At 60.6% G+C, this 12,793-nt stretch carries 10 protein-coding genes; 4 read left to right on the top strand and 6 right to left on the bottom strand.

Going from position 1 to position 12,793, the window contains the following annotated elements; all coding sequences use genetic code 11:
• Window positions 1-133 precede the first annotated feature (133 nt).
• The 6 genes from era to lptF form a co-directional block, all read right to left on the bottom strand.
• Window positions 134-1,036, bottom strand: coding sequence for a GTPase Era (era, locus tag ACM6I6_RS26930; RefSeq protein ID WP_020799458.1), 903 nt, complete (start codon window positions 1,034-1,036; stop codon window positions 134-136).
• The gene (gene rnc / locus ACM6I6_RS26925) at window positions 1,029-1,718 is read right to left on the bottom strand and encodes a ribonuclease III (protein WP_018927089.1); all 690 of its coding nucleotides are present in this window, start codon (window positions 1,716-1,718) and stop codon (window positions 1,029-1,031) included. The genes era and rnc overlap by 8 nt, the downstream gene beginning before the upstream one ends.
• A gap of 184 nt (window positions 1,719-1,902) precedes the next feature.
• A complete protein-coding gene (lepB, locus tag ACM6I6_RS26920) occupies window positions 1,903-2,757 on the bottom strand; it encodes a signal peptidase I (RefSeq protein WP_180205237.1) in 855 nt (284 codons plus the stop codon).
• Between the two features lie 5 nt (window positions 2,758-2,762).
• Window positions 2,763-4,562, bottom strand: coding sequence for a translation elongation factor 4 (lepA, locus tag ACM6I6_RS26915; RefSeq protein WP_046818874.1), 1,800 nt, complete (start codon window positions 4,560-4,562; stop codon window positions 2,763-2,765).
• Window positions 4,563-4,733: 171 nt separating this feature from the next.
• The gene (gene lptG, locus ACM6I6_RS26910; RefSeq protein WP_323607854.1) at window positions 4,734-5,795 is read right to left on the bottom strand and encodes an LPS export ABC transporter permease LptG; all 1,062 of its coding nucleotides are present in this window, start codon (window positions 5,793-5,795) and stop codon (window positions 4,734-4,736) included.
• Window positions 5,788-6,906, bottom strand: a complete 1,119-nt coding sequence (gene lptF, locus ACM6I6_RS26905) for an LPS export ABC transporter permease LptF (RefSeq protein ID WP_274074300.1) — start codon at window positions 6,904-6,906, stop codon at window positions 5,788-5,790. The genes lptG and lptF overlap by 8 nt, the downstream gene beginning before the upstream one ends.
• 416 nt (window positions 6,907-7,322) lie before the next feature.
• Between lptF and ACM6I6_RS26900 the strand changes: the two genes are divergently transcribed.
• The 4 genes from ACM6I6_RS26900 to ACM6I6_RS26885 all read left to right on the top strand — a co-directional run bounded on the left by ACM6I6_RS26900 (window position 7,323) and on the right by ACM6I6_RS26885 (window position 12,771).
• The gene (locus tag ACM6I6_RS26900) at window positions 7,323-8,813 is read left to right on the top strand and encodes a leucyl aminopeptidase (RefSeq protein ID WP_323626997.1); all 1,491 of its coding nucleotides are present in this window, start codon (window positions 7,323-7,325) and stop codon (window positions 8,811-8,813) included.
• A 59-nt stretch (window positions 8,814-8,872) separates the two neighbouring features.
• Complete coding sequence (locus ACM6I6_RS26895; RefSeq protein WP_274074298.1) at window positions 8,873-9,301, top strand: DNA polymerase III subunit chi; 429 nt, start codon at window positions 8,873-8,875, stop codon at window positions 9,299-9,301.
• Window positions 9,302-9,309: 8 nt separating this feature from the next.
• Window positions 9,310-9,699 carry a DNA polymerase III subunit chi gene (locus tag ACM6I6_RS26890; protein ID WP_414920947.1) on the top strand — a complete coding sequence of 130 codons (390 nt, stop codon included), beginning with the start codon at window positions 9,310-9,312 and terminating at the stop codon, window positions 9,697-9,699.
• Window positions 9,700-9,924: 225 nt separating this feature from the next.
• Window positions 9,925-12,771 carry a valine--tRNA ligase gene (locus ACM6I6_RS26885; protein WP_406592468.1) on the top strand — a complete coding sequence of 949 codons (2,847 nt, stop codon included), beginning with the start codon at window positions 9,925-9,927 and terminating at the stop codon, window positions 12,769-12,771.
• The last annotated feature ends 22 nt before the right edge of the window (window positions 12,772-12,793 follow it).

Below are 12,793 nucleotides of genomic sequence, written 5' to 3'. Positions count from 1 at the left end.
GCAACCCAAAACCAATGTGGGAGCGGGCTTGCTCGCGAAAGCGGTGTAACAGTCAACATCAATGCTGAATGTTACATCCTCTTCGCGAGCAAGCCCGCTCCCACAGGGTTTTGCTGTGTATCTGAAGCCCCAGTTACAGGTCGCCGTAACCCAGCGAACGCAAGGCGCGCTCGTCATCGGACCAGCCACCCTTCACCTTCACCCACAGGTTGAGCATGATTTTGGAGTCGAACAACAGCTCCATGTCCTTGCGCGCTTCGGTGCCGATGCGCTTGATGCGCTCGCCCTTGTCGCCAATGATGATCTTCTTCTGGCCATCACGCTCGACGAGGATCAGGGCATGGATGTGCAGGGTCTTGCCCTGCTGCTTGAACTCTTCGATTTCAACGGTGATCTGGTACGGCAGCTCGGCGCCCAGCTGGCGCATGATTTTCTCGCGTACCAGCTCGGCGGCGAGGAAACGGCTGCTGCGGTCGGTGATCTGGTCTTCCGGGAAGAAGTGATCGTTTTCCGGCAGATGATCAGCGATGACCTTTTCCAGCGCGTCGAGGTTGTGCCCGTGCTGCGCGGAAATCGGGATGATCTGCGCGTTCGGCAGCTGCTCCTGCAACCAGCTCAGGTGCGGCATCAGCTCGGCCTTGTCTTCGATGCGATCAGTCTTGTTCAGTGCCACGATCAGCGGGCCGGTCACGTACTGGACGCGCTCGAGGACCATCTGGTCTTCGTCGGTCCACTTGGTGCGATCGACCACGAAGATCACCACGTCGACGTCTTTCAACGCCGCCGAAGCGGTCTTGTTCATGTAGCGGTTCAGGGCCTTCTCGCCACCCTTGTGCATACCAGGGGTGTCGACGTAGATCGCCTGCACATCGCCCTCGGTCTTGATGCCGAGCATGTTGTGACGGGTGGTTTGCGGCTTGCGCGAGGTGATCGCCAGCTTCTGGCCGAGGATGTGGTTGAGCAACGTGGACTTGCCCACGTTCGGACGGCCGACGATGGCAACATAGCCACAGCGTGTTGCGTTTGTATCAGTCATTGCCATTCTCCACACCCAGGGCAATCAGTGCTGCGGCGGCCGCTACCTGTTCGGCAATACGACGGCTCACACCCTGACCTCGGCTTTTTTCATTCAATAGGATGATTTCACATTCGACGAAGAACGTCCGGCAATGCGGTTCACCCTGGATATCCACCACTTCGTAACGCGGCAGCTCGCAACCACGGGACTGCAGGAATTCCTGCAGGCGGGTCTTTGGATCTTTGTTGGTGTCGACCAGCGTCAGGCCTTCGAACTCTCCGGCCAGCCAGGCCAGCACGCGCTCGCGTGCCACTTCCATGCCAGCGTCCAGGTAGATCGCACCAATCAGCGCTTCCAGGGCATCGGCCAGGATCGACTCGCGACGGAAACCGCCGCTTTTCAATTCACCGGAGCCCAGGCGCAGGTATTCGCCCAGGTCGAAACCACGGGCCAGTACGGCCAGGGTCTCACCTTTGACCAGGCGTGCGCGCAAACGCGACAGCTGGCCTTCGCGGGCCAGCGGGAAGCGATCGAACAAGGCCTCGCCGGCGACGAAGTTGAGGATGGCATCACCGAGGAATTCCAGGCGCTCGTTGTTACGCCCGGCAAAACTGCGGTGAGTCAGAGCCAGGACCATCAGTTCCTGATCCTTGAAGGTGTAGCCGAGCTGACGCTCGAGACGGCTTAAGGAGACGCTCACGGTTTACCCACGCTGAGTTCGTGGTTGGATTCCACCGCCATCGCCGTGAGTCGGCGCAGGCTTGGGACAATTAACGCTGTGTTCAAAAATAACGTCCTGAATATCGTTGTTTTCATGCAACTGTCGCCGATTGTACCGACTCCAGAAATGCATTCGGCGCTGTGTTCAACAGCGCCGTGTTTGATTACTGGATCAGGCCAACCCGCGAGAAATTCGGCAGGTGACTGAGTTTGGGTTCCGGCCAGCTCATCCAGACTGCGAAGGCCTTGCCGACGATATTCTTGTCGGGAACCATGCCCAGCAGATCCTTGGGAATGGCTGGATCATCCCAGTAGCGACTGTCGTTGGAGTTGTCGCGGTTGTCGCCCATCATGAAGTAGTGCCCGGCTGGAACGGTCCAGGTACGGTCCGGCGTTGCGCGGTAGCGGCTCATTTCCTTGCGGATCAGGTGCTCGGCGACACCGAGTTTTTCCTTGTAGAGCTCGGCGCTGCCCAGTGTGCCCGGTTCGGAGCCGACCAGCTTTTCGGCAATCGACTCGCCGTTGACGAACAGACGCTTGTCAGCGGTGTACCGCACCGTGTCGCCCGGCAGCCCCACTACACGCTTGATGTAGTTGACGTTCGGATCGCTCGGGTAGCGGAACACCATCACATCGCCACGCTGTGGCTCACCGACTTCGATGACTTTCTTGTCGATCACCGGCAAGCGGATCCCGTAGGAAAACTTGCTCACCAGGATGAAGTCGCCGACGTCCAGGGTCGGTTTCATCGAGCCGGACGGGATCTGGAACGGTTCCACCAGGAACGAACGCAGCACCAGCACGATGAACAACACCGGGAAGAACGACTTGCCGTATTCAACCAGCAGCGGTTCCTTGCTCAGCTTCTCGACCACCACCCCGTCAGGCTGGCTGACGCTGCCCTGATAGGAAGCGATGGCGGCACGCCGACGCGGTGCCAGGATCAACAGATCGAGCAACGCCAACAGGCCGCAGACGAACACGGCGATGACCAGCAACAGCGGGAAATTTAGTGACATAGGACCTAACTATCCAACCTGAGCACGGCAAGGAAGGCTTCTTGTGGAATTTCCACGTTGCCGACCTGCTTCATGCGTTTCTTACCGGCCTTTTGCTTTTCCAGCAGCTTTTTCTTACGGCTGACGTCACCGCCGTAGCATTTGGCCAATACGTTCTTTCTGAGCGCCTTGACGGTTGTACGCGCCACAATCTGCCCGCCAATGGCGGCCTGGATTGCCACGTCGAACATCTGCCGCGGAATCAGTTCTTTCATCTTCTCGGTCAACTGGCGACCTTTGTAGTGCGCATTGTCACGGTGCACGATCAGCGCCAGGGCGTCGACCTTGTCGCCGTTGATCAGCACGTCCAGTTTCACCAGACTAGCCGATTGGTAACGATCGAAATGGTAATCCAGCGAAGCATAGCCGCGACTGGTGGATTTCAGGCGATCGAAGAAGTCCAGCACCACTTCGTTCATCGGCAAGTCGTAGGTCACCTGGACCTGGGAGCCGAGGAACAGCATGTCGACCTGCACGCCACGTTTTTCGATACACAGGGTAATGACGTTACCCAGGTGCTCTTGCGGCACAAGGATATTGGCGCGCACGATCGGCTCGCGCATGTCTTCGATCGACGACAGATCCGGCAATTTAGACGGGTTATCGACGTAGATCGTCTCACCGGTCTTGAGCAGCAGCTCGAAGATTACCGTCGGCGCCGTGGTGATCAGGTCCAGGTCGTACTCGCGCTCCAGGCGCTCCTGGATGATTTCCATGTGCAGCATGCCGAGGAACCCGCAACGGAAGCCGAAGCCCAGGGCGTCGGAGCTTTCCGGGGTGTACTGCAGCGACGAGTCGTTCAGGGTGAGCTTTTGCAGGGCTTCACGGAAGTCTTCGAAGTCGTCGGAGCTGACCGGGAACAGACCGGCGTAGACCTGCGGCTGAATGCGCTTGAAACCTGGCAGCACATCGACGTCCGGTGTCGAGCTCAAGGTCAGGGTGTCACCTACCGGTGCACCGTGAATGTCCTTGATACCGGCAATGATGAAGCCCACTTCACCGGCCTTCAGGTCGACGGTAGCGGTGTGTTTCGGGTTGAACACGCCCACGCTGTCCACCAGGTGGATCTTGCCGGTGGACTTGACCAGGATCTTGTCGCCCTTCTTCACGCGACCGTGGCGCACGCGCACCAGGGACACGACGCCCAGGTAGTTGTCGAACCAGGAGTCGATGATCAACGCCTGCAGCGGATCTTCGATGTTGCCGGTTGGCGCAGGAATGGTGGTAACCAGGCGCTCCAGCACTTCATCGACGCCCAGGCCGGTCTTGGCACTGCAAGTGACCGCGTCGGTGGCATCGATGCCGATGATTTTTTCGATTTCTTCTTTGACGCGGTCCGGATCGGCCTGTGGCAGGTCGATCTTGTTCAGCACCGGCATCACTTCCAGGCCCTGCTCGATCGCCGTGTAGCAGTTGGCAACCGACTGTGCCTCGACGCCCTGACCGGCATCGACCACCAGCAGCGCGCCTTCACAGGCGGCCAGCGAACGGCTCACCTCATAGGTGAAGTCAACGTGGCCGGGGGTATCGATGAAGTTCAGCTGGTAGGTGACGCCATCGCGAGCCTTGTAATACAGCGTAACGCTGTGCGCCTTGATGGTGATCCCGCGCTCACGCTCAAGATCCATGGAATCCAGTACCTGGGCTTCCATTTCACGCTCGGCCAGGCCGCCGCACATCTGGATGAAGCGATCGGCCAGCGTCGACTTGCCATGGTCAATGTGGGCGATGATGGAGAAATTGCGGATATGACTCAAATCACTCACGGATCAACACTCAAAAAGGCTGCAGGCATAGCCCGCCGAAAAATAGCCGGGAATTGTACCTGATCCACGGCGCAAGCGTCACGTTTGCAGGCCAGACGGCCCGTACAAAAACGCCCCGGTCTGGTGACAGGGGCGTTTTTCATCATCGGCGCAGCGCGGAACAGGCCGCCATCAACCGGCGCGACGCAACAACCAGAGCCCGGCCAGGGCACAGACACTGGCGGGCACGAGCACCGCGAACAGTGGCGAAAAACCGAACACCAGGCTCGAAGGCCCGAGCAAATCCTGGGCAATACGGAAGGTGAAGCCCACCAGTACGCCAGTGAACACCCGCTGACCAAGGGTCACAGAGCGCAGCGGACCGAAGATGAAGGAGATCGCCATCAGCACCAGGGCCGCGGTGACCAGGGGCTGCAACACCTTGACCCAAAATGCCAGCCAGTAGCGGCCGTTGTTCAGCCCCTGGTCCGCCAGATAGTGGATGTAGCCCCAAAGCCCCGAGATCGACAGCGATTCCGGCGCCATCACCACCGTACTCAACAGTTGCGGGCTCAACGCCACTTCCCAGCGCTCGACCGGAGCGGTGACCACTTCGGTGCTCTTCTCGTGGAATACCGTGGTGGTGACATCGGACAACTGCCAGTGATCCTTGTCGAACTCCGCGCGCTTGGCGAAGCTCGCCGACAACATGTGGCGTTCCTTGTCGAAGTGATAGCGGGTCACGCCATACAGCAGGCCATTGGGTTGCACGGAGTTGACGTGGATGAACTCGTCACCCTGGCGATGCCACAGGCCGTGCTTGGCGCTTTGCGCGTCGCCACTGCCCTGGGCCAGCGAGCGGTTGGCCTGGGCGGTGCTTTCGGTCGCCGGCGCCACGTATTCGCCGATCAGCACCCCCACCACCATCAGCACCAGCATCGGCTTCATGACCGCCCAGACGATGCGCCCGATGGACACGCCAGCCGCGCGCATGATGGTCAGCTCGCTGTTGCTGGCCAGGCTGCCGAGACCGATCAGGCAACCGATCAGGGCTGCCATCGGCAGCATGTCGTAGAGCCGGCGTGGCGCCGTCAGCAACACGTAGCTCAGGACATCGAGCAGGGTGTAGGTATCGCTGGCGTCGCCCATCTCGTCGATGAACGCGAACAGCGTGGCCAAGCCGAGAATGATCCCCAGTACCGCCAGGATCGCCACGAATACGCTGCTACCGATGTAGCGATCGAGCTTAACCACGGGCCACCTCCCGCGCGCTGCGGCGACTCGCCCGCTTCAATTGCAAGGGTTCCCAGTAGAGCAGGCCCAGGCCGATGACCAGGAATATCCCGTGCACCCACCACAAGCCCAGCGCCGGCGGGATCTTGCCCTTTTCGAGGGCGCCGCGCGCGGCAATCAGGATGGTCAGGTAAGCCATATAAAGAAGGATCGCCGGCAACAGCTTGAGGAAACGGCCCTGGCGCGGATTGACTCGCGACAACGGCACCGCCATCAAGGTAACGATGAACACCAGCAACGGCAGGGACAGGCGCCATTGCAGCTCGGTGCGGGAACGGATGTCGTCGCTGCCCAGCAAGGAGCCCGTGGTCATGGCGTCACGGTCGGTCACTTCGTCGCTGACGTCCGGCTTGGGCAGCAGCACGCCGTATTCGTCGTACTTGATCGCCCGGTAATCAGCCTGCCCCGGGTTACCGTCATAGCGGTAGCCGTTGTCGAGGATCAGGTAGCGGTTGCCGTCGGGGCGGATTTCCTGCCGGCCTTTTTCAGCCACCAGTACGGAGATCCCGCGATCCTTCTTGTCGGAACTGATGTTCTTTTGCGAAATGAAGACCCCCGCCAGGTTGATGCGGTCGTCTGTCAACTGCTCGGTATAGGTCACCCGCGTACCGTCGCGCAGGGCCTGGAAGCGGCCTGGCTCGAGGGTGTCGAACTCGGTCAGGGCATCCTGCTTGTTCAGCAGCAACTGGAACTGATTGGCACCCTGGGGCGCCAGGCTCAGGCTCAACCAGGCAACGACCAGGGCAACCAGGGTCGCCGGGAACAGGGTCATGCGAAACAGGCGTTGCTGGCTCATGCCCGTGGCCGACAGCACGGTCATCTCGCTTTCAAGGTACAGGCGGCCATAGGCCAGCAGGATCCCGAGAAACAGGCCCAGCGGCAGGATCAGCTGCAGGAACCCTGGCAGGCGAAAGCCCATGATGAGGAACAGCGAGCCCGGATCCAGTTGACCCGAAGCGGCCTGCGCGAGGTACTTGATGAAGCGTCCACTCATGATGATGACCAGCAACACCGCACTGACGGCGCTCAAGGTCAACAGGACTTCGCGGGATAGATAACGGAAGACAATCAAACCAGACACTCCAGGGTTGTCAGGCTAAGGCGGCCAAACAAGCAAACACATCAGACAGCCCGCATTGCAGAACTGCTGAAAAAAAGATGGCGCATTATCCTGTGATTGGGTGCGCCTGTCACTGCGCAATGCGCGGGCAGGTATGTAGGAGCGAGCTCGCTCGCGATGGTCGTCAACGATAACGCGTGAAGCCTGACACCCCGTGGCGCTCTCAGGTTTTTCGCGAGCAAGCTCGCTCCTACAGTGGCCGACGAAACCGTGAAGATCGTACAACACAGGGTTGTCAGGCCCCGCCGGCGAGGTTCAAACTGCCGCCTTCGTCGCCGGTCGATCCTGGCGCCTCTCTCTTTATAAGCAAGCGCTGCCCGCACCTTGTCCAGCGCTTGCGTATCGACCATCAATTCAGGGACCCGGACATGGAACTGGTTGTAAAAAGCGTCAACCCGCAAACGTTGAAAACCGCCACGCTGGTGGTTGCCGTCGGCGAAGGCCGCAAGCTCGGCGCTGTTGCCAAACAGCTCGACGAACTCAGCGCCGGCGCCATCAGTGCCGTGCTCAAGCGCGGCGACCTGGCCGGTAAGGTTGGCCAGAGCCTGTTGCTGCACAGCCTGCCGAACCTGAAAGCCGAGCGCGTATTGCTGGTCGGCGTGGGCAAGGATGAAGAACTGGGTGACCGCCCGTTCCGCAAGATCATTGCCGGCATCCTCAACACCCTCAAGGGCCTGGGCGGCAGCGATGCCGTGCTGGCACTGGATGAAATCGTGGTCAAGGGCCGTGACAGCTATGGCAAGACCCGCCTGCTGGCCGAAACCCTGGTGGACGGCGAATACCAGTTCGACCAGTTCAAGAGCCAGAAAGCCGAGCCACGCGCCCTGAAGAAAATTACCCTGGTGACCATCAAGGCCGCCGAGGCTGAAGTGCAACGCGCCGTGAACCACGCCACCGCGATCGCCAACGGCATGGCTTTCACCCGCAACCTGGGCAACCTGCCGCCGAACATCTGCCACCCGACTTTCCTCGGCGAGCAGGCCAAGAGCCTGGGCAAAGAGTTCAAGGACCTGAAAGTCGAAGTCCTCGACGAGAAGAAGATCAAGGCCCTGGGCATGGGCTCGTTCTACGCCGTCGGCCAGGGCAGCGCCCAGCCTCCGCGCCTGATCGTCATGCAATACAACGGCGGCAAGAAGTCCGAGAAGCCTTACGCCCTGGTCGGCAAGGGCATCACCTTCGACACCGGCGGCATCAGCCTCAAGCCGGGTGCCGGCATGGATGAAATGAAATACGACATGGGTGGCGCCGCCAGCGTGTTCGGCACCCTGCGTGCCGTGCTCGAACTGAAGCTGCCGATCAACCTGGTGTGCATCCTGGCTTGCGCCGAGAACATGCCGAGCGGCAACGCTTCGCGTCCGGGCGACATCGTCACCACCATGAGCGGCCAGACCGTGGAAATCCTCAACACCGACGCCGAAGGCCGCCTGGTGCTGTGCGACGCCCTGACCTACTCCGAGCGCTTCAAGCCGCAAGCGGTGATCGATATCGCCACCCTGACCGGTGCCTGCGTGGTTGCACTGGGTTCCCACACCTCGGGCCTTTTGGGCAACAACGACGAACTGATCGGCCAACTGCTGAGCGCCGGCAAGGCTGCCGACGACCGCGCCTGGCAACTGCCGCTGTTCGATGAGTACCAGGAACAGCTGGACAGCCCGTTCGCCGACATCGCCAACATCGGTGGCCCGAAAGCCGGCACCATCACGGCGGCCTGCTTCCTGTCGCGCTTCACCAAGAACCTGAACTGGGCGCACCTGGACATCGCCGGCACAGCCTGGACCAGCGGCGGCAAGGACAAGGGCGCCACTGGCCGTCCGGTTCCATTGCTGACCCAGTACCTGCTGGACCGCGCCAAAGCCTGAAACCAATGATCCCGGGTGGCGTTGCCTGCCAGTGACGCCACCCCGGCTCAGGAACCGCAATGACCAAAGTCGACTTTTATATCCTGCCCAGCGCCGATCCTTCGGCACGCCTGGACTTTGCCTGCAAGCTCACCGAGAAAGCCTGGCGCATGGGCCACCGCATCTACCTGCATTGCAGCGATGCGACCCAGCGCGATGATCTCGATGCGCGGCTGTGGGCGTTCAAGGGCGAAAGCTTCGTGCCCCACGGCCCTGCCGACAGCGAACCAGACGGCTTGATTGTCCTGGGATTGGGCGAAGACTGCGGTCAGCATCAGGATTTGCTGGTCAATCTCGACCTGAAAGTCCCGGCCTTCGCCAGCAAGTTCGCCAGAGTGGCGGAAGTGGTGGTGGAGGATCCGACGATCAAGGCTGCTGCGCGGGAGAGTTTCCGTTTCTACCGCGAACAGGGCTATCCTCTGCAAGATCACCGTTTACAGCGACTCTGAGCATTCCGATGGACACTCCAAAACCGCTGCAACAATCCGCGCACCTGCTGGACGACCTCGAGTCGATCCGCCAACTGCTCGGCGATGACAACCTGCAACCACCGCTGCTGACCGATACGGTCGAAGAAGGTGACCAGGAACAGATTCCGATGCTGTTCGACACCGTCAGCGAGCCTGCGCCGGTCGTCGAGCCACCCGCCCCCAAACCCGCCGCTGATCCGGCACCGACGGCCAGTAAAAGCGCCGACGCCCTGCTGTATCTCGACAGCGAACTGCGCGCCGCCGCGCAATTGATCATGCAAGACGTGATCGACGACTTCGCGCCGCACATCGAAACCGAAATCAAACGCCGCCTCAGCGCGCGGATGGATCGGCTCCTGAGTCAGTACAACGACTGAGCCATACACAGATCCACCTGTGGGAGCGGGCTTGCTCGCGAAGGCGTCGTGTCAGTCAGCATCAATATTGAATGTACGACCGCATTCGCGAGCAAGCCCGCTCCCACATTTGATCTTGTCGCGCCTTTGATAAGGCGCCCTGTCCGCACTCGCTCGCCCTGCGCCCCATGCCCCGCTATACTTGCCGGCTTTTCCTGAACAAATGCCAATAGGGTCCCGCCGCGCATGGATAAGACCTACCAGCCGCACGCCATTGAAACTTCCTGGTACAACACCTGGGAGTCAGAGAATTACTTCGCCCCGCAAGGCGCGGGCGAGTCCTACACCATCATGATCCCGCCGCCGAACGTCACCGGCAGCCTGCACATGGGTCACGGCTTCAACAACGCGATCATGGACGCCCTGATCCGTTTCCGCCGCATGCAGGGTCGCAACACCCTGTGGCAACCGGGCACCGACCACGCCGGTATCGCCACGCAAATGCTGGTGGAGCGTCAACTCGAAGCCCAGGGCCAGAATCGCCACGACCTGGGCCGCGAAAAATTCCTCGAGAAAGTCTGGGAATGGAAGGATCAGTCCGGCGGCAACATCAGCCGTCAGATCCGTCGCCTCGGCTCTTCCGTGGACTGGAGCCGCGAGCGCTTCACCATGGACGACGGCCTCTCTGAAGCCGTTAAAGAAGCGTTCGTGCGCCTGCACGAAGACGGCCTGATCTACCGCGGCAAGCGCCTGGTCAACTGGGACACCAAGCTGCACACGGCGATTTCCGACCTTGAAGTGGAAAACCACGACGAGAAAGGTTTCCTGTGGAACCTGAAATACCCGCTGGCCGATGGCGCCAAGACCGCTGAAGGCAACGATTTCCTGATCGTCGCGACGACTCGTCCGGAAACCATGCTCGGCGACTCCGCCGTCGCGGTTAACCCGAACGATGAACGCTACAAAGCCCTGATCGGCAAATTCGTCGAGCTGCCGCTGGTCGGTCGCCGCATCCCGATCATCGCCGACGATTACTGCGACCCTGAATTCGGCACCGGTTGCGTGAAAATCACCCCGGCCCACGATTTCAACGACTACGAAGTCGGCAAGCGCCACAACCTGCCGCTGCTGAACATCTTCGACAAGAACGCCCACGTGCTGCCAGCCGTGCAGGCATTCAACCTCGATGGCACCCTGAACGAAACGATCGACGGCAAGATCCCGGCGGAATATGCCGGCCTGGACCGCTTCGAAGCGCGCAAGCAGATCGTTGCAGCCTTCGAAGCCGCAGGCCTGCTGGTCAGCGTCGACGATCACGCCCTGAAAGTGCCGAAAGGCGACCGCTCCGGCACCATCATCGAGCCGTGGCTGACCGACCAGTGGTATGTGTCCACCAAGCCGCTGGCCGAACCTGCGATTGCCGCTGTTGAAGACGGCCGCATCCAGTTCGTGCCGAAACAATACGAAAACATGTACTTCTCGTGGATGCGCGACATCCAGGACTGGTGCATCAGCCGCCAACTGTGGTGGGGCCACCGGATTCCGGCCTGGTATGACGAGTCGGGCAAAGTCTACGTCGGTCGCGACGAAGCCGAAGTGCGCGCCAAGCACAACCTCGGCCCGGACGTCGCGCTGCAACAGGACAACGACGTACTCGACACCTGGTTCAGCTCGGGCCTGTGGACCTTCTCCACCCTCGGCTGGCCGGAACAGACCGAGTTCCTGAAGAAATTCCACTCCACCGACGTGTTGGTCACCGGCTTCGACATCATTTTCTTCTGGGTTGCCCGGATGATCATGCTCACCATGCACTTGGTGAAGAACGAAGACGGCACGCCGCAGGTACCGTTCAAGACCGTGTACGTACACGGCCTGGTGCGTGATGGCCAGGGCCAGAAGATGTCCAAGTCCAAGGGCAACGTCCTTGACCCGCTGGACATCATCGACGGCATCGAGCTGGAAGAGCTGGTGCAGAAACGCACCTCCGGCATGATGCAGCCGAAACTGGCGAAGAAGATCGAGAAGCAGACCCGCGAAGAGTTCGCCGAAGGCATCGCCAGCTATGGCACCGACGCCCTGCGCTTCACCTTCTGTTCGCTGGCATCCACCGGTCGCGACATCAAGTTCGACATGGGCCGCGTCGAAGGCTATCGCAACTTCTGCAACAAGATCTGGAACGCCGCGCGCTACGTACTGGACAAAGGCGAAGACTGCGGTCAGAACGGCGAAGCCTACGAGCTCTCGCTGGCCGATCGCTGGATCATTTCGCAGCTGCAACGCACCGAAGCTGAAGTGACCCGTCAGCTCGACCAGTTCCGTTTCGACCTGGCCGCGCAAGCCTTGTACGAGTTCATCTGGAACCAGTATTGCGACTGGTACCTGGAACTGTCCAAGCCTGTGCTGTGGGACGAAAACGCACCGGTCGAACGCCAGCGCGGCACCCGTCGCACCCTGGTTCGCGTGCTCGAAGTGGCCCTGCGCCTGGCGCATCCGTTCATGCCGTTCATCACCGAAGAAATCTGGCAGCGCCTCGCGCCGCTGGCCGGTATCGAAGGCAAGACGATCATGCTGCAACCTTGGCCTGTGGCCAATGAAGCACGCATCGACCAGGCCGCCGAAGACGACATCGAATGGCTCAAGGGCCTGATGCTCGGCACCCGTAACATCCGTGGCGAAATGAACATTGGTCCGGGCAAACCGCTGCCATTGTTCCTGAAGAATGTCAGCGCCGAAGATCAGCGTCGCCTGAGCGAGAACGAAGCGCTGCTGAAGAAACTGGCGCGTCTGGAATCGATCACCGTGCTGGCGGCTGGCGAAGAAGCCCCCCTGTCCGCCACCGCACTGGTTGGCGAGATGGAAGTGCTGGTACCGATGGCCGGCCTGATCGACAAGGGTGCCGAGCTTGCGCGCCTGGACAAGGAAATCCAGCGCCTGCAAGGCGAAGTGCAGCGCGTCGGCGGCAAGCTGTCCAACGCCGGTTTCGTTGACAAGGCGCCCGCTGAAGTCATCGAAAAAGAACGCGCCAAACTGGCCGAAGCCGAACAGGCTCTGGGCAAGCTGGCGGAGCAACATGCGCGGATTGCCAGTCTGTAACGGCAGATCGCAATAAAAAAGG

The organism is Pseudomonas sp. IT-P218 (assembly GCF_949767605.1).
Lineage (GTDB): Bacteria > Pseudomonadota > Gammaproteobacteria > Pseudomonadales > Pseudomonadaceae > Aquipseudomonas > Aquipseudomonas putida_AE.
This window is presented reverse-complemented; position numbering and strand designations above follow the sequence as displayed.

Bases quoted from the DNA above. Each gene is read 5' to 3' on its own strand.
- era (WP_020799458.1), bottom strand. From the start codon at position 1,036: ATGACTGATACAAACGCAACACGCTGTGGCTATGTTGCCATCGTCGGC.
- lepB (WP_180205237.1), bottom strand. From the start codon at position 2,757: ATGTCACTAAATTTCCCGCTGTTGCTGGTCATCGCCGTGTTCGTCTGC.
- ACM6I6_RS26900 (WP_323626997.1), top strand. From the start codon at position 7,323: ATGGAACTGGTTGTAAAAAGCGTCAACCCGCAAACGTTGAAAACCGCC.
- ACM6I6_RS26895 (WP_274074298.1), top strand. From the start codon at position 8,873: ATGACCAAAGTCGACTTTTATATCCTGCCCAGCGCCGATCCTTCGGCA.
- ACM6I6_RS26890 (WP_414920947.1), top strand. From the start codon at position 9,310: ATGGACACTCCAAAACCGCTGCAACAATCCGCGCACCTGCTGGACGAC.
- ACM6I6_RS26885 (WP_406592468.1), top strand. From the start codon at position 9,925: ATGGATAAGACCTACCAGCCGCACGCCATTGAAACTTCCTGGTACAAC.